The 21,617-nt window shown below is 70.6% G+C and carries 25 protein-coding genes; 6 read left to right on the top strand and 19 right to left on the bottom strand.

The genetic code is table 11. The features are described from left to right. Window positions 1–79: 79 nt before the first annotated feature. From gtdA to ACSBPG_RS10215, 5 genes are all read right to left on the bottom strand, one after another. Window positions 80–1,129, bottom strand: a complete 1,050-nt coding sequence (gtdA, locus tag ACSBPG_RS10235) for a gentisate 1,2-dioxygenase (RefSeq protein ID WP_435537055.1) — start codon at window positions 1,127–1,129, stop codon at window positions 80–82. Between the two features lie 15 nt (window positions 1,130–1,144). Next, window positions 1,145–2,335, bottom strand: a complete 1,191-nt coding sequence (locus ACSBPG_RS10230) for a 3-hydroxybenzoate 6-monooxygenase (protein WP_435537054.1) — start codon at window positions 2,333–2,335, stop codon at window positions 1,145–1,147. 46 nt (window positions 2,336–2,381) lie between these two features. Continuing rightward, complete coding sequence (locus tag ACSBPG_RS10225; protein ID WP_435537053.1) at window positions 2,382–3,644, bottom strand: TRAP transporter large permease; 1,263 nt, start codon at window positions 3,642–3,644, stop codon at window positions 2,382–2,384. Then, window positions 3,641–4,165, bottom strand: a complete 525-nt coding sequence (locus ACSBPG_RS10220) for a TRAP transporter small permease (RefSeq protein WP_435537052.1) — start codon at window positions 4,163–4,165, stop codon at window positions 3,641–3,643. The genes ACSBPG_RS10225 and ACSBPG_RS10220 overlap by 4 nt, the downstream gene beginning before the upstream one ends. A gap of 67 nt (window positions 4,166–4,232) precedes the next feature. Continuing rightward, a complete protein-coding gene (locus ACSBPG_RS10215; RefSeq protein ID WP_435537051.1) occupies window positions 4,233–5,213 on the bottom strand; it encodes a TRAP transporter substrate-binding protein in 981 nt (326 codons plus the stop codon). A gap of 248 nt (window positions 5,214–5,461) precedes the next feature. Here ACSBPG_RS10215 and ACSBPG_RS10210 point away from each other — a divergent pair, with 248 nt between their 5' ends. Both ACSBPG_RS10210 and prmB read left to right on the top strand, forming a co-directional pair. Then, entirely contained in the window at window positions 5,462–5,917 is a 456-nt protein-coding gene (locus ACSBPG_RS10210; RefSeq protein ID WP_435537050.1) for a gamma-glutamylcyclotransferase family protein, read from the top strand. A gap of 93 nt (window positions 5,918–6,010) precedes the next feature. Continuing rightward, on the top strand, window positions 6,011–6,946 hold the full coding sequence (gene prmB, locus ACSBPG_RS10205; RefSeq protein WP_435537049.1) for a 50S ribosomal protein L3 N(5)-glutamine methyltransferase: 936 nt from the start codon (window positions 6,011–6,013) through the stop codon (window positions 6,944–6,946). A gap of 91 nt (window positions 6,947–7,037) precedes the next feature. Here prmB and ACSBPG_RS10200 read toward each other — a convergent pair whose 3' ends face one another. The 4 genes from ACSBPG_RS10200 to ACSBPG_RS10185 form a co-directional block, all read right to left on the bottom strand. After that, on the bottom strand, window positions 7,038–8,495 hold the full coding sequence (locus ACSBPG_RS10200) for a DUF294 nucleotidyltransferase-like domain-containing protein (RefSeq protein WP_435537048.1): 1,458 nt from the start codon (window positions 8,493–8,495) through the stop codon (window positions 7,038–7,040). Window positions 8,496–8,628: 133 nt separating this feature from the next. After that, the gene (locus ACSBPG_RS10195) at window positions 8,629–10,341 is read right to left on the bottom strand and encodes a cation acetate symporter (protein ID WP_435537047.1); all 1,713 of its coding nucleotides are present in this window, start codon (window positions 10,339–10,341) and stop codon (window positions 8,629–8,631) included. Continuing rightward, window positions 10,341–10,643, bottom strand: coding sequence for a DUF485 domain-containing protein (locus ACSBPG_RS10190; protein ID WP_435537046.1), 303 nt, complete (start codon window positions 10,641–10,643; stop codon window positions 10,341–10,343). The genes ACSBPG_RS10195 and ACSBPG_RS10190 overlap by 1 nt, the downstream gene beginning before the upstream one ends. A 224-nt stretch (window positions 10,644–10,867) precedes the next feature. Next, window positions 10,868–11,284 (bottom strand): DUF1178 family protein, encoded by a 417-nt coding sequence (locus ACSBPG_RS10185; protein ID WP_435537045.1) that lies wholly within the window; start codon window positions 11,282–11,284, stop codon window positions 10,868–10,870. Between the two features lie 99 nt (window positions 11,285–11,383). On the opposite strand from ACSBPG_RS10185, the gene ACSBPG_RS10180 reads away from it, so the two are divergent. Beyond that, window positions 11,384–11,953, top strand: a complete 570-nt coding sequence (locus tag ACSBPG_RS10180) for a class I SAM-dependent methyltransferase (protein ID WP_435537044.1) — start codon at window positions 11,384–11,386, stop codon at window positions 11,951–11,953. Between the two features lie 61 nt (window positions 11,954–12,014). Here the strand turns inward: ACSBPG_RS10180 and ACSBPG_RS10175 are convergent, their stop codons facing one another. Together ACSBPG_RS10175 and ACSBPG_RS10170 are read right to left on the bottom strand one after the other, a co-directional pair. Next, complete coding sequence (locus ACSBPG_RS10175) at window positions 12,015–12,722, bottom strand: orotate phosphoribosyltransferase (RefSeq protein ID WP_435537043.1); 708 nt, start codon at window positions 12,720–12,722, stop codon at window positions 12,015–12,017. 137 nt (window positions 12,723–12,859) lie between these two features. Continuing rightward, window positions 12,860–13,555 carry an FMN-dependent NADH-azoreductase gene (locus ACSBPG_RS10170; RefSeq protein WP_435537042.1) on the bottom strand — a complete coding sequence of 232 codons (696 nt, stop codon included), beginning with the start codon at window positions 13,553–13,555 and terminating at the stop codon, window positions 12,860–12,862. 158 nt (window positions 13,556–13,713) lie between these two features. On the opposite strand from ACSBPG_RS10170, the gene gcvA reads away from it, so the two are divergent. Together gcvA and ACSBPG_RS10160 are read left to right on the top strand one after the other, a co-directional pair. Continuing rightward, window positions 13,714–14,622: a transcriptional regulator GcvA gene (gene gcvA / locus ACSBPG_RS10165; RefSeq protein ID WP_435537041.1), complete on the top strand. Its 909-nt coding sequence runs from the start codon at window positions 13,714–13,716 to the stop codon at window positions 14,620–14,622. Window positions 14,623–14,905: 283 nt separating this feature from the next. Next, a complete protein-coding gene (locus ACSBPG_RS10160; protein WP_435537040.1) occupies window positions 14,906–15,250 on the top strand; it encodes a hypothetical protein in 345 nt (114 codons plus the stop codon). 75 nt (window positions 15,251–15,325) lie between these two features. Here the strand turns inward: ACSBPG_RS10160 and ACSBPG_RS10155 are convergent, their stop codons facing one another. The 8 genes from ACSBPG_RS10155 to ACSBPG_RS10120 form a co-directional block, all read right to left on the bottom strand. Continuing rightward, the gene (locus ACSBPG_RS10155; protein ID WP_435537039.1) at window positions 15,326–16,138 is read right to left on the bottom strand and encodes a transglutaminase-like domain-containing protein; all 813 of its coding nucleotides are present in this window, start codon (window positions 16,136–16,138) and stop codon (window positions 15,326–15,328) included. Window positions 16,139–16,322: 184 nt separating this feature from the next. Further along, window positions 16,323–17,546, bottom strand: a complete 1,224-nt coding sequence (locus ACSBPG_RS10150; protein ID WP_435537038.1) for an extracellular catalytic domain type 1 short-chain-length polyhydroxyalkanoate depolymerase — start codon at window positions 17,544–17,546, stop codon at window positions 16,323–16,325. Between the two features lie 97 nt (window positions 17,547–17,643). After that, a complete protein-coding gene (locus ACSBPG_RS10145; RefSeq protein WP_435537037.1) occupies window positions 17,644–18,063 on the bottom strand; it encodes a CopG family transcriptional regulator in 420 nt (139 codons plus the stop codon). Window positions 18,064–18,158: 95 nt separating this feature from the next. Next, window positions 18,159–18,326, bottom strand: coding sequence for a hypothetical protein (locus ACSBPG_RS10140; RefSeq protein WP_435537036.1), 168 nt, complete (start codon window positions 18,324–18,326; stop codon window positions 18,159–18,161). Between the two features lie 73 nt (window positions 18,327–18,399). Beyond that, window positions 18,400–18,600, bottom strand: a complete 201-nt coding sequence (locus tag ACSBPG_RS10135; protein ID WP_435537035.1) for a hypothetical protein — start codon at window positions 18,598–18,600, stop codon at window positions 18,400–18,402. 269 nt (window positions 18,601–18,869) lie between these two features. After that, window positions 18,870–19,205: a hypothetical protein gene (locus tag ACSBPG_RS10130; RefSeq protein WP_435537034.1), complete on the bottom strand. Its 336-nt coding sequence runs from the start codon at window positions 19,203–19,205 to the stop codon at window positions 18,870–18,872. A 671-nt stretch (window positions 19,206–19,876) separates the two neighbouring features. After that, window positions 19,877–20,353: a hypothetical protein gene (locus ACSBPG_RS10125; RefSeq protein ID WP_435537033.1), complete on the bottom strand. Its 477-nt coding sequence runs from the start codon at window positions 20,351–20,353 to the stop codon at window positions 19,877–19,879. Next, a complete protein-coding gene (locus ACSBPG_RS10120) occupies window positions 20,350–20,826 on the bottom strand; it encodes a DUF6932 family protein (RefSeq protein WP_435537032.1) in 477 nt (158 codons plus the stop codon). Before ACSBPG_RS10120 ends, ACSBPG_RS10125 begins: the two co-directional genes overlap by 4 nt. Before the next feature lie 403 nt (window positions 20,827–21,229). Between ACSBPG_RS10120 and ACSBPG_RS10115 the strand changes: the two genes are divergently transcribed. Then, the gene (locus ACSBPG_RS10115; protein ID WP_435537031.1) at window positions 21,230–21,544 is read left to right on the top strand and encodes a DUF6538 domain-containing protein; all 315 of its coding nucleotides are present in this window, start codon (window positions 21,230–21,232) and stop codon (window positions 21,542–21,544) included. The last annotated feature ends 73 nt before the right edge of the window (window positions 21,545–21,617 follow it).

Here is a 21,617-nt window from a genome sequence, read left to right as displayed (position 1 = left end):
TGTCGTCGTTCGGAAGAGTCGATTGCCCCGCCCCGCCCCTCCCCCGCGTCGCAGGGGAGGGAGCATTCGGGAGCGGATGTCAGTGGTTGCCGCGGTCCTCGCGCCACAGCCCCAGCTTCTGCTGGGCGACGCGGTCGGAGAAGCTGAAGAGGGTGGCATCGGCGTCGGCGCGGTGGCTGACCCGCTTCCAGCTCGGCACCACGAAGATGTCCTTCGGGCCCCAGGCGAAGGTCCGGCCGTCGATGGTGCTCTCGCCGCTGCCCTCGACCACGGCGTAGACGGTGGCGTCGGTGGAGCGGTAGGCGGCCGTCTCGAAGCCCTTGGGCAGCAGCTGCATGAAGGCGGAGATGGTCGGCATCGGCGAGCCGCCGTCGACCGGGTTGACGTAGCGCATCTTCAGCCCGTGGCAGGGGTCCCACGCCTGGCCGGTGCGCATGCGCTCCAGCGCCTCGCGGGTGCGGGCGTAGGGATAGTTGAAGATGGGCGAGGTCGGGCGCGCCGGCTCATGGTCGACCGGCAGCATGTTGGCGCCGTAGCGGGCCAGCGAATCGCCGGCCGGCCGGGTCACCGGCTGCTCGTCGTCGGGGTAGGACTCGGCGAAGGAGGCGTCGAAGAAGGACACGGTCGGGATGTCGAGCCCGTCCAGCCAGATCATCGGCTCGCCGCTCCCGTTGCCGTGGTCGTGCCAGGCCTGGGCCGGGGTGATGACGAAGTCGCCGACCTCCATCACCGTGCGCTCGCCGTCCACCGCGGTGTGGGCGCCGCTGCCGTCGAGCACGAAGCGCAGGGCCGACTGGCTGTGGCGGTGGGCCGGCGCCACCTCGCCCGGCAGCACCATCTGCAGGCCGGCGTAGAGCGAGGTGGTGATCCGGCTCTGGCCGCGCAGGCCGGGGTTCTCCAGGATCAGGACGCGGCGCTCCGCCTCCTTGGCGGTGATCAGGCGGCCGGCCTCCAGGAGCAGCGCCTTCGCCTCGGCGAAGGTCCAGAGATAGGGCTGGCAGCCGCTGCGCGGCTCCGGGGTGATGATGCTGCTCAGCACCGACCACAGCGCCGTGTAGTTGCGGGTGTCGATGCGGGCGTAGTACTCGCGCCGTTCCGGCGTCTCCTGGGGCTTCTCGTGAAGCGACATGGCGGGTTCCTCTCCTCAGATGGCGGCGCCGAGACCGGTGACCCCGTAGAGCCAGGCGATCCGGTCGTAGTGCTGCTCCGGCGTGGAGGAGCCGAGGATGGCGTCGCGCAGGGCGGCGCGCCCGGCGTCGGGGTGGTAGACGTACTCGCCCATCAGGCGCGAGTTGATCTGCACCCGGCCGGTGCGGATGAAGCGCTCGCGGTTGTAGGTGGTGAAGGCGGCGTGCAGGTCGCCGCCGGACTCCGCCACGTGGTGCGACAGATTGACCGCGTCCTCCAGCGCCATGCAGGCGCCCTGGGCCAGGTACTGGAGCATGGGGTGGGCGGCGTCGCCGAGCAGCGCCACCCGCCCGTCGACCCAGCCGGCGACGGGGTCGCGGTCGCACAGCACCCACTTCTTCCAGGTGTCGGCGCATTCCAGGATGCGGCGCGGCCGCTCGGCCACGTGGGAGAAGCCGGCGGCCACCTCGGCCTGGCTCACCGGCTGGCCGGCCACCGGCTCGGTGGCGTCGCTGTGGAAGGTGACGACGAGGTTGTAGACCTTGCCGCCCTTCAGCGGGTAGTGGACGATGTGGCACTTCGGGCCGGCCCACAGGGTGGCGGCGTTCCAGCGCAGGTCTTCCGGCATCTGCTCGGTCGGGATGACCGAGCGGAAGGTGGTGTGGCCGGACACCCGCGGCGCGCCGTCGCCGACGAGCTGGGCGCGCACCTTGGAGTGCAGGCCGTCGGCGCCGATCAGCGCCCGCCCGGCCACCCGCTCGCCACCGCTCAGGATGGCCGTCACGGCGTCGCCGTCCTGCTCGTAGCGCTCGACGCCGGCGCGGGTGCGCAGGGTGACGCGCGCGTCGGCGCGGCAGGCGTCGAGCAGGACGCCGTGCAGGTCGGCGCGGTGGATCACCGCGTAGGGATTCTTGAAGCGGCGGCGGAACGGCTCGTCCAGCGGGATGGCGGCGATGCGGCGGTCCTTGACCGCGTCCATCAGCATGAGGTGGTCGATGTAGACCGCCTTGCTCCGCGCGGCGTCGCCGACGCCGAGATAGTCGAAGGCGTGGAAGGCGTTGGGGCCGATCTGGATGCCGGCGCCGATCTCGCCGAGTTCGGCGGCCTGCTCCAGGACGACGCTGGACAGGCCCTTGCGCGCGAGGCCCAGCGCGGCGGCCAGTCCGCCGATGCCGCCGCCGGCGATGAGGATGGGGCTGTCGGTCATGGTCGGAGTCCTCCGATGAGGGTCCACAGGGGGGAAGCGGGGGACGTCAGCGCAGGGCCGACGTCAGGGCCGGCACGTAGACGACGGCGAGGATCACCGCGCAGGTCACCAGGATGAAGGGCATGATCGCCTTGGTCAGGCTGCCGAGCTTGGCGTCGCTCATGGCGGCGGCGACGAACAGGCCGGCCCCGACGGGCGGCGTCAGCAGCCCGAGCGTCAGGGTCAGGCAGGTCATCACCCCGAAATGCACGGGATCGATGCCGTAGGTCCCGGTGGCGATGGGCAGCAGGATCGGCACCAGCACGATCAGCGCGGCGATGCCGTCCAGCACCATGCCCACCAGCATCAGGAAGACGAAGACCAGCACCATGAAGGTGGTGGGGTCCGAGGTCATCCCCTGCAGCCAGGCGGCGGCGGTCTGCGGCACCTGGTTGAAGGTGAGCACCCAGCCGAACACCTTGGCCGAGGCGATCAGGAACAGCACCGTCGCCGTGTTGCGGGCGGTGCGGGCCAGCGCCGGCGACAGGTGCGCCCATTTCAGCTCGCCGAACACGACGCCGCCGATCACCGCCGCCAGCAGGGTCGCCACCGCCGCCGATTCCGTGGGCGTAACGATGCCGAGCGAGATGCCGCCGACGATCACCGCCGGGATCGACAGGGTGAGCAGCGCCCCGGCGGTGGCCCGCCACAGGTCCTCCCGCCCGCCCGAGCGCGTGCGGCCGTCGTGGGCGAGGCGCGCGCCGACGGCGATGACGACGCACAGCAGCGCGAACAGCAGGAGGCCCGGCAGGATGCCGCCGACGAACATGGCGCCGATGGAGACCTGGCCGATGACGCCGTAGATGATGAAGATCATCGAGGGCGGGATGATCGGCCCGAGCAGGCCCGAGGCCGCCGTCAGCGCGGCGGAGAAGGTGCGGCTGTAGCCGTCGCGCTCCATCTCCGGCACCATGACCCGGCTCATGATGGCGATCTGCGCCGTCGCCGAGCCCATGATCGAGGCCAGCAGCAGGTTGGCGCACAGCGACACGTAGGCGATGGAGTGGGGCATCCACCCCAGCCACGCCCGCGCCGCGACGACGATGCGCCGGGTGATGCCGCCCTCGTTCATCAGCTCGCCCAGCAGGATGAACAGCGGGATCGCCAGCAGGTCGAACACCTCGATGGAGTTGAAGAGGATCTGCGGCAGCGAGTCCAGCAGGCGGAAGTTGCCGGTGCTGAAGACGAAGGCGAAGGTGGAGGCGATCAGGACGAAGGCGATCGGCAGGCCGAGCGCCAAGGTCACGACGAAGGTGGCGACGATGCTCATGCCCGAGCGACCTCCGCTTCGCCGGCCGCCGCCTCGACGACGGCGCGCAGCAGGTGCGCCAGCACATGGCACAGCGCCGCCGCCGAGAAGACGGGGATGATCAGGAAGAACGGCCATTTCGGCCAGCCCAGCGTCACCGCGAAGTCGAAGGACGCCGAGGGCGAGAGGATCCAGGTCACCGAGTGCCAGAGGATGGTGCCCAGCATGAGCGCCGTCGCCGTCTCGGTGACGATGTAGAGCAGGCGCCGCGACGCCGGCGAAAGCCAGTCGCTGAGCAGGGTCATGCGCACCTGGATGTCCTCGTGGATGGTCACCGAGATCGCCAGGAAGGCCATCCAGATCAGAATGTAGACGGCCAGCTCCTCGGCCCAGAAGAGGGGCGCGTTGAGGAGGTAGCGCAGGCCGACGTTGACGATGAGCAGGACGGTGAAGACGACGATCAGCGTCTTGCACACGGCCATCTCGGTCGCCGCCAGCAGCCGGCTCCAGCCGGCGGCCAGCCGAGCCGCGGTTCGAAGCATGGGGCGTTCTCCGGCGAAAGCGTCGGGGGGCCGCCCCCGGTGGGGCGGCCCCCGTCTCGGGCACGGGTCAGCGCGCGGCGCCGACCTGCTCCTGGAAGGCCTTGACCAGCGGCATCGAGCCGAACTGGGCGGCGAACGCCTCGTTGGCCTTGGCGAAGGTCGCCTTGGCGTCGTCCAGCTTGACGACCTTGATCGCGCCCTCGAGGGCGGCGAGATTCTTCTTCTCCGCCTCGATCTGCGCCGCGTTGGCCCACTGCAGCGTCTCGTCCATGGTCTCGCGCACCAGCTTCTGGTGCTCGGGCGACAGGGACTGCCAGCGCGTCGAGCTGTAGACGGCGACCGCCGGGAAGGCCATGTGGCTGGTCAGGGTCAGCCCCTTGGCGACGTCCTGGAACTTCGAGCCGACCAGCGCGTCGAGGTCGATGTCGACGCCGTCGAGCAGGCCGTTCTGCAGGCTCTGGTAGATCTCCGGCAGGTGCACCGGGGTCGGCACGGCGCCCGTCGCCTCCCACCACGCCTTCATGGCGGGGAACGGGACGATGCGGATCTTCTTGCCCTTGAGGTCGTCGAGCGCGGTGACGGGCTGCTCGCGCAGCAGGATGTGGCGCATGCCGGCGAAGGTGTAGCCCAGCCCCTCCAGCCCGACCTTCTTCAGGCCGCTCAGCATCTCCTGGGCAGCCGGCGTCTTGGTGGCGGCCATCGCCTCGGTCACGTCGCCGAACAGGAACGGCGAGAACCAGGCGGTGATGCTGGGCTCGCGCAGGCTGGTCAGGGAGGCGGTCATGATGCCCATGTCGAGCAGACCGGTCTGCATCTGCTGGAACATCTCCGGCTCGTTGCCGAGCTGGCCGCCGGGGAAGATCGCCACGGTCAGCGCGCCGCCGCTCTTTTCCTTCAGCGCGTCGGCGAAATGCTGCGCCGCCTTGGTCCAGACGTGCTGGGGCGGCGTGATCAGCCCCATCTTCAACTCTTCGGCATTCGCCGCGGTCGCGCCCGCCAGGGGGGCGAGGATGGCGCCGATGGCCAGTACGTCCTTCAGGAATTTCATGGGTGTCTCCAGATCCCCGGTCGATGTCCCTAGCTCGGGTCGGGTTTTCTTCTTTACGGCCCGGCCTCCCCCGCGTCGACGTCTGGTCCGGGAGGGGCCGGGACTTCGACCCGCACCGTGGTTTTGAACTAGCAAACTGCTCAGCATGCTGTCAATCACATTACTGATGATTATCCGGCGGAGGCGGGGTGGCGGCGGGCGGGCGCCTGGTGTACCCAGGGGCGTCGGATCGCCATCGGAGCGCCCCCATGCGCCCTTATTTCGCCTACGGGTCCAACATGTGCCGCCGCCGCATGGACGGCCGCTGCCGCGACCACCGGCCGGTCGGCCCGGCGGTGCTGGAGGGCTTCGACCTCGTCATCAACCACCGCGGCGTCGCCACCCTGGTGGCGCGGGCCGGCGGCGCCGTCGAGGGCGTGCTGTGGCTGGTCGGCCCCGACGACGAGGCGAGCCTGGACCGCGCCGAGGGCGTCGGCCTGGCCGGCCGCTACGCCCGCCACACCCTGCCGGTGCGGCGCCCCGACGGCACGACGCTCGACGCCCTCGTCTACATCGACGCCAACGGCACCCCCGGGCCGCGCTGCCGCGACGGCTACGCCGCCTTCCTGCTCGACGGCGCGCGCGAGTTCGGCCTGAGCGGGGCCTACCGCCGCCGCCTGCAGGCCCTGCTGGGCGGGGCCGCGGCGGCGCCGGACGGGAAATAGCCCGGCCCCGGCGCGGGCCCCTTCGCGCGATTGCCGGCCGGCGGCCGAACTGGTACATCCGGCGGGCATCCCCACCATCCGCGGTGCCCGCCCGTGACCGACCCCGTGATCGACGTCAATTCCGCGACCGCCGCCGCCGAGCTGCTGACCGTCCGCGACTTCATCCGCCACGCCGTCAGCCGCTTCCGCGCGGCCGAGCTTGCCTTCGGGCACGGCACCGCCACCGCCTACGACGAGGCGGTGTTCCTGGTGCTGGAGACGCTCAAGCTGCCGATCGACCAGCTCGAGCCCTATCTCGACGCGCGCCTCACCACGCCGGAGCGGCGGGCGGTGGCGGAGATCGTCGAGGCGCGGGTGACCACCCGCAAGCCGGCGGCCTACCTGACCAACCGCGCCTACATCCAGGGCATTCCGTTCTACGTCGACGAGCGGGTGATCGTCCCGCGCTCCTACATCGGCGAGCTGCTGTTCTCCGACCTGTTCGGCGGCGACGAGTTCACCCTGGTGGAGGACCCCACCGCGGTGGAGCGGGTGCTCGACCTGTGCACCGGGTCGGGCTGCCTCGCCATCCTCGCCGCCCACATCTTCCCGGAGGCGGCGATCGACGCCGTCGACCTCTCGGCCGAGGCGCTGGAGGTGGCGCGGCGCAACGTCGACGACAGCGGCTTCGCCGACCGCATCACCCTGCACCAGGGCGACCTGTTCAAGCCGCTGAAGAGCCGGCGCTACGACGTCATCCTCACCAACCCGCCCTACGTCGCCGCCGACGCCATGGCCGACCTGCCGCCCGAATACCGCCACGAGCCGGCCATGGCCCTGGCCGGCGGCGGCCGCGAAGGGCTGGACATCGTCAAGCGCATCCTCAAGGAGGCGCCCAAGCACCTCAACCCGGAGGGCGGCCTGCTCTGCGAGTTCGGCAGCGGCCGCGAGGTGCTGGAGGCGGAGTTCCCCGACCTCGACTTCCTGTGGCTGCAGACCGCCAGCAGCTTCGGCGAGGTGTTCTGGCTGAGCCGCGAACAGTTGACCTGATTTCCGGGAAAGGTTCGGATGTCGAACGCGAAGAATGGAAGAATGAAAGCTTGCAATCTTTCGTTCTTCGCGTTGGAAAACCTCGCCCCCCTCAATACAGGTTGAGGTGGAAGTGGTGGGCGAGGAACTGCTTGAACGCCTTGACCACCGCCAGGCAGTCGTTGAAGAGGTCGCGCTCCAGCTTCGACATCGCCGCGGGACGGACGAGGTTGTCGGTGGACGCCGCGTCGAGCCGCGCCGCGAGGCGCAGGGTCGAGAGCACCGTGAAGCTCTCCGCCAGCTCTTCCGCCTGGACGCGGTCGAGCACGCCCCGCTCGGCCAGCGCCCGGATGCGCGCCAGGGTGTTGGTCTCGCTCAGGTGCTTCTCCAGGGCGAGCGCCCGGACGCCGTGCACCAGGGGGAAGATGCCCGCCTTCTTGACGTCGACGGGGTGGGCGCCGCGCCAGTCGAACAGGCCGCCGAAGCGGCCGCCCGGCGTGTCGAAGGCGAGCGCCGGGCGGGCGAAGTGGAAGAAGAAGCCCTGGCTGTCCTGCACCCGCTCCAGCAGATAGCGCCGCGCCTCGTCGAGCAGCGCCGCGTCGCCGGCCACCGCGCAGGCGTCGTAGAAGATGGCGAGGTTCATGGGCGCCGTCTCGTCCGGCCGGTGGATCCAGCGGAAGAGGGCGTCCTTGTAGCCGGCCAGCGGCCGCGCCCAGTCCGGGTTGGACAGCATGACGTTGCCGGGGCACGGCGGGTAGCCGAAATCGGCGAGGTGGCGGGTGAAGGCCTGCGTCACCCGCTCCAGGCCGGGGCAGACGTAGCCGTCGCGCAGGATCAGGCCGTTGTCCTGGTCGGTCTTCAGGAGCTGCTCGCCGCGTCCCTCGCTGCCCATGACGATCAGGCAGGAATTGGCCAGCAGGTCGGGCGGCGCCAGCAGCTCGAACAGGCGGCGGAAGATCTTGCGGTCGAGCTCGGTCACCAGCTCGGCGATGAACGGCACCTTGACGCCGGTGGCGTGCAGGGTGCGGACCAGCGCCGCCGTGTCGTGGCTGGCCCGTGCCAGCTCCTGCGGCGTGGCCGCCCGCTCCGCCTGCAGGGCGACGACCTGGGAGCGGTTGGAGAGCGCGCCCAGCAGGTCGGCCTGCTCCAGCACGCCGCGGATGGCGCCGCCCTCGGTCACGACGATCCGCCGCACGGCGTGCCGGGTCATCAGGATCAGCGCGTCCAGCAGCAGGTCGCCGGAATCGCGGGTGATCAGGCTGTAGCGGGCGTGCGGCGCCACCGGTTCCGACACCGCCAGCCCGTCGATGACCACGAGGTCGCGCAGGTCGGTGCCGGTGAGGATGCCGGTGCGCCCGCCGTCGCGCACCAGCACGGCGGTGGCCTGCCGATCGCGCATGGCGAGCGCCGCCTCGCGCAGGCTCGCCGCGGCGTCGACGAAGACCGCGGGGTGGAGATAGGCGTCGCGGATGCGGGCGACGCTCAGCGCCGCCGTCTCGCCGCCGGCGCGGTCGCCGGGCGCCGCCGGGGCGGCGGGAAGGGCATCGTCGGGGCCACGCTGTTCGGACATGCCGTCCGGCTCCGTTGACGGGGTGGAGGACCGCTGCGCCGACACGAGACGACGCCCCGGGCGGCCGGTCCCGGGGCGTCGTCGAGGGTACACCGGCGCCGCCGCCCGTGGGAAGGCGGCGGCGCGCGTCGGCTCAGTGGGCCGAGGCGCCTTCCGCACCCAGGCCGGTCTGGGCCCGGATGTACTGCGCCTCGTAGGCCTTCTGCTCGTTCCGGGCGCTCTGGCTGCGGTCGGTGATCGAGAAGAACCAGATCGACACGAAGGCCAGGGTCACCGAGAACAGGCCGGGGTTCTGGTAGGGGAAGATGGCCGCCTCGTGGCCGAGCACCGCCTTCCACACCGTCGGTCCCAGCACCAGCATGACGACCGCCGAGATCAGGCCGATCCAGCCGCCGAGCACGGCGCCGCGGGTGGTCATGCGGCCCCAGAACATCGACATCAGCAGCACCGGGAAGTTGGCCGACGCGGCGATGGCGAAGGCCAGGCCGACCATGAAGGCGACGTTCTGGTTCTCGAAGGCGATGCCGAGCAGGATGGCGACGATGCCGAGCACCACGGTGGCGATCTTCGACACGCGGATCTCGTCGCGCTCGTTGGCCCGGCCGCGGGCGAACACGGACGCGTAGAGGTCGTGGGAGATCGCCGAGGCGCCGGCCAGCGTCAGCCCGGCGACCACCGCCAGGATGGTGGCGAAGGCGACGGCCGAGATGAAGCCGTAGAACAGGTTGCCGCCGACCGCGTGGGCCAGGTGGACGGCCGCCATGTTGTTGCCGCCGCGGATCGCCGTCACCGGGTTGAAGGTGCCGTCGGCCGCCGTGTTCATGTAGTACGGATCGGTCATCAGCAGGGTGATGGCGCCGAAGCCGATGATGAAGGTCAGGATGTAGAAGTAGCCGATGAAGCCGGTGGCGTAGAACACCGACTTGCGCGCCTCCTTGGCGTCGGCGACGGTGAAGAAGCGCATCAGGATGTGCGGCAGCCCGGCGGTGCCGAACATCAGCGCCATGGCCAGGGAGATGGCGTCGATGGGGTCGCTGATCAGGGCGCCCGGAGCCATGATGGCGGCGTGCTTGGGATGGATCTCGACCGCCTTGGCGAACATCGCTTCCGGCGAGAAGCCGAAGGCGAACAGCACGGCCAGCGCCATGAAGGTGGCGCCGGCCAGCAGCATCACCGCCTTGATGATCTGCACCCAGGTGGTGGCGAGCATGCCGCCGAAGGTGACGTAGGCGATCATCAGCACGCCGACGATGACGACGGCGTAGAGATACTCCATGCCGAACAGCAGCTGGATCAGCTTGCCGGCGCCGACCATCTGGGCGATCAGGTAGAAGGCGACGGTGGCCAGCGAGCCGCAGGCCGCCAGCGAGCGGATCGGCGTCTGCTGGAAGCGGTAGGAGGCGACGTCGGCGAAGGTGTACTTGCCGAGGTTGCGCAGCCGCTCGGCGATCAGGAACAGGATGATCGGCCAGCCGACCAGCCAGCCCACGGAGTAGATCAGGCCGTCGTAGCCGTTGACGTAGACGAGGCCGGAGATGCCGAGGAAGGAGGCCGCCGACATGTAGTCGCCGGCGATCGCCAGGCCGTTCTGGAAGCCGGTGATGCCGCCGCCGGCGGCGTAGAAGTCCTTGGCCGACTTGGTGCGGCGGGCGGCCCAGTAGGTGATGCCGAGGGTGAAGGCGACGAAGATGGCGAACATGACGATCGCCTCGACGTTCACCGCCTGCTTCTCGATCCGTCCCTCGACGGCGGCGGCGAACGCCGCGGCGGGAGCCAGCGCGCCGGCCGCGGCAACGGTTGCGGTGGCGGCCGCGGCGGCGGTCCTGCGGGTGAAGGTGCGGCCCATCACTTCGTCTCCTCGAGGATCTGGCGGTTGATCTCGTCGAACTCGCCGTTCGCCCGCCGCACGTAGATGCCGGTGAGAACGAAGGCGGAAACGATGACGAGAACCCCGACGGGCACCCCGACCGTCATCACACCGCCCGTCAGCGACGCTCCCAGAAAGTTCTTTCCGAAAGCCACCAGCAGGATGAAGCCGAAGTAGATGACCAGCATTGCCACAGACAGCGTCCACGCGAAGGCCGACCTCTTGGCGACGAGCTGCTGGAATTTTGGGTTGTTCAGGATTTTTTGTGTGTTGTCTTGCATCGTGCGTCCCCTCACGAGTACCCTAGCGTATTGTTAGGATAAGTACAGGCACTCGCTGCGCATCGTCTTTGGAACGCCGCCTTCCGTCAACAGAATTGATGTGTTGCCCCGCAAAAATGATTCTTGACGACGCAGTCCGCAGATTGCCGGAAGCAATCGCGTCTCGCCGAACGTTCATCCTTGTACGTAGTTTTACCTATCTTGTTCGTTGGTTTGTCAAACCATCAAGAGTTCGTTTGGCGCAGCCAGGGAATGGCGCGCACGGAGACTCCTTCCTCGGTCAACTCGGCGACGTCGTCGGCGCTGGCTTCGCCGTAGATCCCGCGCGATTCCACCTCGCCGTAATGGATGCGGCGCGCTTCCTCGGCGAAGCGGTCGCCGACGTAGTCGCAGTTCTCTTCGACGGCGCGCCGAAGTGCGGCAAGTTGCCGCAGGGCTTCGGCCTGGACTTGACGGCGCCCTTCGTCGGCCGGGTTCGACTTGGCGATGCGGGGGGCCATGGGAGCCTTCGTCACCGCGGTGTCGCCGCAGTCCGGGCAGGCGATGGCCCCGTCCGCAACCTGCGCCTCGTAGGCGGCGCCATCGCGGAACCAGACGTCGAACCGGTGATCCGACGTGCACTTCAACTGGAACAGAATCATGCTGCGAACGCATCCTCGCGACGTGCGGGCGGGCGCTCTACAGTGGGGTCCGTTCCGCGCTCCGGCCCGATCCGCGGCAGAATATAGGGGAGATCGCCGATGATTGCTCGCGATTCCGCACCGCCCTCCTGCGCCGGGGCGGCGTCGCCCTGGGTGGCGCGCTTCGCCGCGCTGGTGCCGGCCGGCGGCCCGGTGCTCGACCTCGCCTGCGGCGGCGGCCGCCACCTGCGATGGCTGCGCGAGCGCGGCCATCCCGTCACCGGCGTCGACCGCGACCTCGCCGGGGTGGCGGACCTGGCCGGCGCGCCGGGGATCGAGCTGCTGGCGGCCGACCTGGAGGACGGCTCGCCCTGGCCGCTGGCCGGCCGCCGCTTCGCCGGCATCGTCGTCGCCAACTACCTGCACCGGCCGCTGTTCCCGCACCTGATCGCGGCGCTGGCCCCGGGCGGGGCGCTGCTCTACGAGACCTTCGCCGCCGGCAACGAGCGCTTCGGCAGGCCCGCCAACCCGGCCTTCCTGCTGCGCCCGGGCGAGCTCCTGGAGGCGGTCGCCGGCCGGCTGCAGGTGGTGGCGTACGAGCACGGCGTCGTCGACCGGCCGCGTCCCGCGGTGGTGCAGCGGATCGCCGCCGTCGCGGCGGCGGAGCCCTGCCCGCTGCCCTCGCCCTGAGCCGCGTCCGGGTTCCGCCCCCGCCGGGGCGGGCCCTGCGGCCCGCTCCGGGCGAACCGGCTCAGGCGGCCGCGGGGTGGCGTTCGCTCCAGCGCTCCGGCGCGTGGAGGTAGGCGTGGATCTCCGCCCGCGCGCGCTCGTCCAGGAAGCCGCCGCGCCCGGCCGCCTCCAGCACGTCCCACCAGTCGGCGAGCGCGTGCAGGGTGATGCCGAGCGGGGCGAGGTGCTCGTGGATGCGGTCGAAGATGCCGTACTGGAACAGCACGAGCACGTCGCGCAGGTCGCAGCCGGCGGCGCGCAGGGGCTCGGCGAAGCGGACCTTGCGGTGCCCGTCGGTGGCGAGCTGCTCGACCAGCAGCACCCGCCAGCCCGGCTCGACCCGACCCTCGATGCGGTGCTTGGGGGCGTCGCCGCCGGGCGCCTCCTTGCGCACGAAGACGAGCGGCAGCGCGAGGCGGTCGGCCAGCAGGGCGGCGAAGGCCACCCCCGCCCCTTCCGCCGCCGCCACCGCGTCGAGCGGGCGGTCGCCGGGCGCCGTCTGGTCGAGGATCTCGTGCCCCACCATCCGCGCCGCGAAGGCGAGCACCCGCCGGCGCGCCGCCACGTCGGCCAGCAGGCCGCGCGCGTCGACGTGCAGCGGCCCCACCAGCCCGTCGGCGTGGCGGCAGGGATGGGCCGGGTCGCAGCGGATGCATCCCGTCTCCAGCATCAGGCGCGCCGTGGCGAGCGCCTCCTGCCGCAGCTCGATGTCCCAGGCGTCGGGTACCATGGCCGCCCCCAGTCGCTGTCCGCCGGATCGCCCATTGCCGGATCGCCCATTGTTGGCGGAGGAGGCACCCGGCCGTCCACCGCGGCGGCACTCCCGACGGGTGGGATTGGGGGGTACCACGAACGGCTGGCCGGCGGTCAGGCCGCTTGCCCCGCCGCCGGGCGCTGCCGGAGGAGCCGGTCGACCAGCGAGTCGACCGCGGCCTCCGCCTCGGCGAGCGAGCGGGCGAGCCGGTCGTCGGCGAACTCGTCGTACTCGACGGCGACCGCATGCAGGTCGGTGATGCCGATGTAGCCGAAGACGGTGCGCAGATGCGGCTCGACATGGTTCATGTGGGCGAGCCGCCCGCCGGGATCGTAGCCGAAGTCGCCGCGTGCGCTCAGCACCACCACTGTCTTGCCGTAGGGCGTGAGGAGCGGCCAGTACGGCTCCCCCGGGCGGGCGCGGTCGAAGCCGAAGGTGCGGCCGACCCGCACGACGTTGTCGATGTAGGCCTTCATCGGCGCCGGCACGCCGAAATTGTACAGCGGGACACCGGCGACGACGAGGTCGGCGGCGATCAGCTCGTCGACCAGCGCGTCGCTGAGGCGCAGGGTGTCGCGCATGGCGTCGGTGCGCTCCTCGGGCCGGGTGAAGGCGGCGTGGAGCCACGCGCCGGTCACCGGCGGCGGCGGCTCCGCCCCAGCGTCGCGCCGGATCACCCGGTCGTCCGGCCGGGCGGCGCGCCAGCGCGCGACGAAGCGGGCGCTCAGCCGGCGGCTGTGGGAGCCGTGCGCGTCGCGGCCCGAACGGCCGGGGCGGGCGCTGGAATCGAGATGCAGAAGCGTGGTCATGGGTCGGGTCCTCCTCGGTCCGCCGGACGGCGCAGATCCGCTCATCCGTCGGAGCGCGCCGCAGCCGTGCATGCCCCGAGCGTTGCCGGATGCGCGGCACCGCGGCAAACTCGAACTCCTCAGCCGATGGATGAGCGGAACTGAGCCGTGTGCCGGACATGAGACGCCTTCCGCCCCTCGCCGCCCTGCGCGCCTTCGAGGCCGCGGCCCGGCACATGAGCTTCAAGCGGGCCGCCGCGGAGCTGGGGGTGACGCCGACGGCCATCAGCCACCACGTCAAGCTGCTGGAGGACACGCTGGGCCAGCGCCTGTTCGACCGGCAGCCGCGGCGCCTGACCATCACCCGCGCCGGGATGGCCCTGTTCCCCGGCGTCCGGGACGGGCTCGACGCGTTCGCGGCGGCGGTGCGCGCGGCGACGGCGGCCCCGGCGCACCGCAGCGTCACCCTGTCGGCCACCACCGCGTTCACAGCCAAGCGCCTGGTGCCCCAGGTCGCCGCCTTCCGCGCCGCCCATCCCGGCATCGACCTGCGGCTGCACGCCAGCGACTCCCCGGCCGACCTGCGGGCGCGCACGGCCGACGTCGCGGTGCGCTACGGACGGGGCCCCTACCCCGGGCTGCACGCCGAACGTCTGGCCGGCGACCGCTTCGCCCCGGTGTGCAGCCCGCACCTCGGCGTGCGCACGGCGCGCGACCTCGCGCGCACCACGCTGATCCACTTCGAATGGCAGCGGGTGGAGCAGGACACCCCGGTGTGGCGGCGCTGGCTGGAGCGGGCGGGGATGCCCGACGTCGACCCGCAGGCCGGCCTGGTCTTCACCGACGAGGGGCACGCCATCCAGGCGGCCATCGCCGGCCACGGCGTCGCCCTGCTCAGCCTCGTGCTCGTCGCCGAGGATCTGGCGAGCGGGGCGCTGGTGCAGCCGTTCGGCCCGGCGCTCGACGGCCACGCCTTCCACCTCGTCCACCCGCCGAACCCGCCGGACGCCGACGGAGTCGCCGCCGTGCGGGACTGGCTGCGCAGCGCGGTGCTGCCGCCGGACGCCGCCGCTGCGACGCCCGACTGAGCCGCGCCTCCCGTCATGCAGCCGCTTGAGCCGCCCCCCTTGAGCCGACCCCCTTGAGCCGAAGCATCGGCCCGCCCCATGATGCGCCCGCCGCCGCTGCCCCCGTGGAGCCCCGCCATGCCCTCGCTCGCCGCGCCGGCGCTGGCGGTGGCGGGGGGTCGGCCCGATCGCCCTGCCGCTGCTGCCCGAGCAGGCCGAACGCCTCGTCGCCGCGGCCGAGCACGCGCCCTACGGCCGGGGAGCGGACACGGACGACGGCACCCGCGCCGCCGCCGGCCACCTGATGGAGGCCGCCCGCGCCCACCTGCGCGCCTGCATCGCCGAGCCCCTGGAGCCGCCGGCGGACTGGCGCCGCGCCAGCGCCGTCGGCGGCGACTGCCCCCACTGCCGCGCCCTCAGCCGGTTCCTCGCCGATCCCACGGCCCCGACCTGGTCCCTGCGCGCCGTGCAGGCCGACCGCAGCCACGTCGAAAGCCGCATCCGCACCGACCGCTGCGACGTCGACACCGAGACCCTGCGCAAGGGCAGCCCGCACACGCTGGTCTGCACCAAGAACCGGGCGAGCTACGAGCGGCGCGTGGCGCAGCGCCGGGAGGACGTCGCCAACCTGGTGCGGCTGGAGGGGTGACTCCGGCAACCATCCGGCGACCGCCCGGCAGCCGCCCGGCCGCGGCGGCGACCGCCGCGCGCCGTGCACGGTCCGTCACGCCGCGGCGGCCTCTTCCGTCCAGACCCGGAACCCCACCAGCGTGTTCGGACCGAAGGTGTGGGTCAGCGGCACGTCGGCGGCGTCACGGCCGTGGGCGATCATGACGCGGCCGATCCGCGGCGTGTTGTTGCGCGGGTCGAACACCCACCAGCGGCCGCCGAGAAAGACCTCCATCCACGCCGCGAAGTCCATCGGCGCGTAGGGAGGCGGCAGGCCGATGTCACTGACGTATCCGGTGCAGTACCGGGCGGGGATGTTCATGCAGCGGCAGAACGCGATCGCCAGGTGGGCATAGTCGCGGCACACGCCACGGCGCTCGGCGTAGGTCTCGGCGGCGGTCCGGGTCGGCCGGGAATGTTCGTACCCGAAGACGACGTGGCGGTTGACGAAATCGCAGATCGCCTGGACCCGCGCCCAGCCGGGAGGGGTTCCACCGAACAGCCGCCACGCCTCCTCGGACAGGAGGTCCGTCTCGCAGTACCGGCTCCCCAGCAGGAACTGCAGCGCCTCGGCGGGCAGCGCCTCCACGGCGAGCTGGGCGGCGCCCGGCTCGACCGGATCGGGGGTCCCGTCGTCGTGGAGAATGCCGTCCGTGCCGAGGCTGAAGCGTCCCGGCGGAGCGACCAGGCGGCAGCACCAGTTGCCGAAGCTGTCGCGGTAGCTGGCGATGGGAACCGGGGGGCTGGTGACGAGATGGTCCGGACGCTCGAGGCTGGCCACCCGGGAGTGGTGGACGTTCAGCATGACGATCATCGGTGTCGGGTTGGGGAGGTCGTAACTCAGCTCGCAGCCCAGCCGGATTCGCATCGTGCTTTCTCCAGAGGTCGGCCGGTAAACCGGCGTGGCGAAGGGGGGCGATGGCGGCAAGGCCCGGGTCCGGAGCCGGTCCCGGGGCCGCCGCCAGGCCCTGCGGCGCAAGCGCCCGCTGGAGCAAGAACGCTTTTGGCCGAGATCCGGCCAAAAGCATGAATCCTGCTCCAGACATTCGAACTCAACGCGGGTCGCGGCGGGGATTCGCCAGGAAGAAGCGCAGCATCTCCCGGGTCGCGTCGGGTCCCGACGGATCCGTGTAGGTTCCGGCCGGGCTGCCCCCCGCCCAGGCGTGCCCGGCGCCGCGGATCGTCCACTGCTCGCACAGCACGCGTCCCGCGGCGTCGGTGTGGATGGCGCGGCTGTAGCCGTGGCCGCCCGGCACCTGGCCGTGCTCGACCGTCTCGCGCACCCCGGCCGCACCCGCCGTCAAGCGGCCGACGATGGCGGCGCCGTTGCGCGGGTGGACCTTGGTGTCGCCGTCGCCATGGAACACGATGGTCGGCACGGCGACGGCGGACGGCGCGTCCCAGGCGTTTCCCCCCTGGCTCATCGCCGCGAAGGCGGACGGGATGTCCCGGGCCGCCCCCGGGGGAAGGCCGGAATGCACGCCGACGCCGGCATAGAGATCGGGGTAGGCCGTCCCCATGACGGCCGCCGCGGCACCGCCCGCGGAGAGCCCGGCGATGTAGACCCGGGCCGGGTCGACGGGATGCTGCTCCATGATCCGCCGCGTGATCCCGGCGATCAGCGACGGCTCGCCGCCGTCGCGGCGCTGGTCTTCCGGCCGGAACCAGTTCCAGCACCGGTTGGCGTTGGCCGAGGCCGCCTGCTCGGGATAGACGACCAGCAGGCCGTGCTCCTCGGCGTGGGCGTTCATGCGCGTTCCCGCCGCGAAATCGTCGGCCGACTGGGTGCAGCCATGTAGCATCACCACCAGGGGGAGCGGCCGGCCGTCCCGCCGGTTCGCCGGAACGTAGAGCTTGTAGGCGCGCGTCCCGGCGGCGTTGGCGTGGGATGCGACGGTGAAGCTGGCCCCGTCGGGCAGCGGATCGGCGGCCGGCCGGGCCACGCCGCCGAACCCCGGGACGCCGCCGGAGGGTTTGACACGGGCGAGGCGGCGCAGGGTCTCGCCGAGCCCGGCCCGGCCGCCGGGGCGGAAGCGGCCCGGGGACTCGCCGGCGGACGCGAAGGTCGGGCCGGCCGAGGGCGGCGGCGCGTCCGCCGTGGTTCCCGCGACGGGCTCCAGGTCGATGGTGGTCGCCGCCCCGGTGCCGGGATCGCCGGCCGCGGCGTGGCCCGCCCCGGTCAACAGCCGCTGGATGAGGGCGGTCGCCTCGGCGAGCCTGCCGGCACCGGTGAGGCGGGCCGCTTCGGCCATCCCGGCGGGAATACGATCGGTCATGGTGGTTGCTTTCTGAAATCGGCGGCGGGCTTCCCGGAGGAACCGCTCCGCAGGCATGTGATGGGTCGTGTGATGGATGCGGCGGGGACGTGGGCCGTCACCGCAGGCGATCCGCGAGAGCGTCCTTGACGGCGGCGCTGGCGTGCAGCGCCCCCAGCACGGCAACCGAGGCGATGGTGGCGCGGGCGAGGTCGGGCGTGACGTCCCGGGCGATCGTGACGAGGCCGAGGACGCGGATCTCGAGCATCTCGCCGGCATCGCGGGCCGCTTCGAGATCCGCGCGGGAGTAGTGGCGCAGTCCGAGATCCACGCTTTTGCGCGTCACCGCCTGGCGGACGACGTCGCCATGGCGGTCGATCTGGTTGCGGATGGCGGTGCGGATCAGGTCGGTCCGGTTCGAGTAGAACCCTTCCTGGACCAGAAGATCGATGTGCCCAAGGTCGACGTAGCCGAGATTGATGGTGATCTTCTCGCTGTCGGGCATCCTGCGCCCGATCCCGTCCATGTCGCCCGCCATCTCATCCCCATCCCTTCGCCATCCAACTGGATGGTAAATGGGGATGCGCCGCTGGGTTTCAAGGCGTGGGGGGAAGCCGGCGATGCGCTCGCCCGTCACGGCCCGGAGAGCAACCAGGTCACGGCGGCGGCGATGCCGATGAAGACGCCGGCCAGGCCGATCGCGCTCAGTCGCTGGTCGCGGTGCAAACGGACGCACACCGCGACCACGGACGCGGCGGCGATGAACAGGCCCATCTGGGAGGGGTTCATGAGGTCGCCCATGGATCATCCCGCCTTTCGCGCCGGCTGGCGGACAGGCGGGCTGGCGGGCCCGCCCGACGATCCGCGCCGGGCCTCACCCGGAGGGCAAGGTTCGCCACATCTCGTAACCGACGATCGTCAACGTCCAGCGCTCGTGCGCCGGCGAACGCGTCACGAGGCCGAGCGTCTCGCACTCGTCCGCCAGCCAGCCCGGCACGTCGGCCGACAGTTCGAACGTGTCGGGATGTGCGGTTGCCAGCCAGAGCCTCTGCATCAGCGGGTGTGTGGATGCCATGGTCCCGGTCCTTCGCAATGGTCGCCTGCCGACCGCCCGCGACGGACGGGCGCACGGGCGCCGCCGGTCGGCACTCCATCACGCCCCGCGGCGGTGCGCACGGCTGGCGGCGAGATGATAGTCGCTGTCGTCGCGGGGCGGCGGCGGGTCGCTCCGCCGGGTGTGATCCCGATCGCCGGGCGGCGCTTCGGGTCGGCGGACGGCTGGACGCTCGGGCAGCGGCTTGGGTGCGGCGGGTGTCATCGGGTGTCTTCCGGTGCGGGTGGACATCATTCCGGCTTGGCCGGTTTCGACAGATGCGCGAGCGCTTCACGCAGCCAGGGGTCGCGAACGGTCCGATCCCGGCGGGCCCAGGCGACGTTCGTCGTGTTGCCCGCCTCGTAGAGGCTCTGGGCGAGGTCCTCGACCGCGACGCGCCCGGCGATCTGTCCTTCGCGGACGACCCGTTCGCGCCCGCTGTCCTCCGCCCTGATCCGGTACTGGCGTTCGCCGTTTTCCTCCGGCAGCAGGCGCTCCACGCGATGGACGCCGCTCGGCGAGCCCCGTTTCACCTCCGGTGCCGCAAACTGCACGATTTGACCGACCTGGAATTTCGCGGTGTCCATACGACGCTCTCCCGCAGTCACGCAGTGTTGGTGGACGGGACGTCCCGCCGGGACCGTCCCGAGGTCGTTCGACCCTGTCGCCGTTCGCGTCCGCCTGCCGTGACGTCGGCGGGGAGCGTTCTCGGATCGTCACCGGCGAGGCGGGACGGTTCTCGCCCGGTGGCATCGTCCACCACCGGCCGGCACCGCCACACCTATTTTTGTTTTTCTCCGCTCGGCGCTTTTTCATCCATGAACATGGACTGAACGGCTAAATTTTCAATTGTCGTTCCGTCCCCGATCATAAATGTTTTCGGCGCACCGCCCTCACCGAAAATTTGGGCACTCCTCTCTTTTTCGGAAGGCTCTTCACAGAGCCCGTGCGTAAATGTTTTGACAAGCCGGCATTTTCCACCATGCTCCGCCGGCCGACACACGCTCCTGAGCTTCTGCAGGCGGCTCCGGGATTGAAAGTCTTCAAGCGCATGGAGTGACATTGACGGTGCCGCTTCGACCGTCCGATCACACCACCCGCAGCGCAGACCTTCGCTCCCGGCAGGCTCGAGGGCAGCCTCAACGGCCCGGGTCGCTCCGTGGAGCCGACCGATCAACCATGGCCGGTGTTGGACGATGGCCGGCGGACAGTGGCCGTCAGACGATGGCCGTCAGACACTGGTGAAGGCGGTTCGGCTTCAAGGTTCCCCTTCCGGCACGTCCGGTTCGGCCAGCAGCAGGTAACGTGGCCGTCCCACACCGACGCGCGTGACCGCCACGTGTGTGCGGCTCTGTCGGCCAAGATAACGGTTGAGCGGACGCGCGTCCCCCACCGACGACGCGATCCTGCCGGACACGACGTCGTCCCGACCGGCGGCCTGGAATTCGAACGTCCGCCGATTCGGCAGGACTCCCAGCAACTCTCCAGTCAGCCATTCGTCGGTCTCGCGGAGATTGTCCTGGCTCAGGCGTTCCAGGCTGCCCCGGAACGTCAGGCGGGCCTTCGCCGGGGCGGACGCAGCGGCCCGCTCCTGTTCCACTTGGTCTTCCAGCACGCGCAAGCGCGCTTCCAGGCTGAGCCGGTCGATGACGTCCTCTTCGGGAATGTCGGCCAGCATCCGCCGCAAGGCCGCCACCTCCGCCGAACGGTGCAGCAAGCCTTCATTCCCGATCATGACGATTCTCCCGATGCTTTCAGGAACGCGGCTGCGTCGTCGTCCCGGTCCGGCGCCAGACCGACTTCAAGGAACCCTTTCCAACGGTCGTTTCGGCGATGCGACCGAACACCGTACCAGTATGCGCTCTGCTGCACCAAACGTATGGGCGGTATGCCGAGACCGACATGGTAACCGTCCACATGGTCGATGGCCTTGAGGTGGTCATGATCGAAGAGCTCTGGATGGCGCCCCAAGACGTCGGCTTGGCTGGTACCGGCTGGAAGCTGGAAAAACGTCACGATGTCGACGTCCCGAGGGGATCGCGCCTCCAACGTCTCGATGTCTTCCATAAAGCTGCCGTCGAGCCATTGAAAGCCCGCGACCAGCCCCACGGCGTGCAGTGCGGCTCGATAGCGCAACAACCCTTCGGGAATTCTGCCCTTCGAGAATTCTGTGCCTTTCCGGCGACGTGTTGAAACGCAGCACAACATCGGTCAGCCCAACGCCATAGGGCGATCGATCGACCGAACTGACCGGATTCCCAGGGTTGATCGGCGGCAGGACACCCTGAGCGATCCAGGTGGGGATGGCGGCGAGGCTCATGACGGTCTTCGACACCCCAGCGCAGGGTCGGTGCCGGTCGCAAAGCACGACGTGCGACGGAAGGATACGCCTGCGTCAAGGATCGGTTCAAGCCGACGAAGACACTCCGAGATCACCTGGAATGCCTGCCCCTTTTCAGGGGATCAATGTCATCGCGGTTTTCGGGCTTGAAAGAGAATGGCGGAGGGAGAGGGACATTCCGCGCTTCCTTCTCAAACCCCGTAGAGCCCTTGATTTCTGCCGCCTCACCGAGCTATACGTGTGTGGAAAACGTGTGTGGGATGGCAGCGAATGTATCTGCAACAGCGGCGGCGACGTTGGTATGCACTCCATGACATTCCGGCGGACGTGCACGGGGCACTCGGCAAGGTTCGGTTCGTCCAAAGCCTGGAGACCGAGGACAGGAAGACGGCCGAACGTCGGGCTGCCCCCCTTAAGGTCCAATGGCTTTCCGAGATTGAGAAGGCCCGGACGCAACGCGCCGACCATGTAGAGCATGACGCGGCATACTGGCGCCGTGTCCTGAAGGAGACCCCGGAGGAGCAACGGGAGATGGTGGAACGGATCATCATCGACGAAGCGGACACCCGATGGCAGAAGGCGTAATTGCTCACGGGGTTGGCGAAAAGGGTTGCCGCGGGGCTCGGAATATGAGTCAACGTGTGGATGGAGAAGCCGC

Source organism: Azospirillum sp. ST 5-10 (assembly GCF_051225715.1).
In the GTDB taxonomy this organism is placed as follows: Bacteria; Pseudomonadota; Alphaproteobacteria; order Azospirillales; family Azospirillaceae; genus Azospirillum.
Note: the sequence above shows the minus strand (reverse complement) of the source record. Positions and strands in the feature narration are given on the sequence as shown.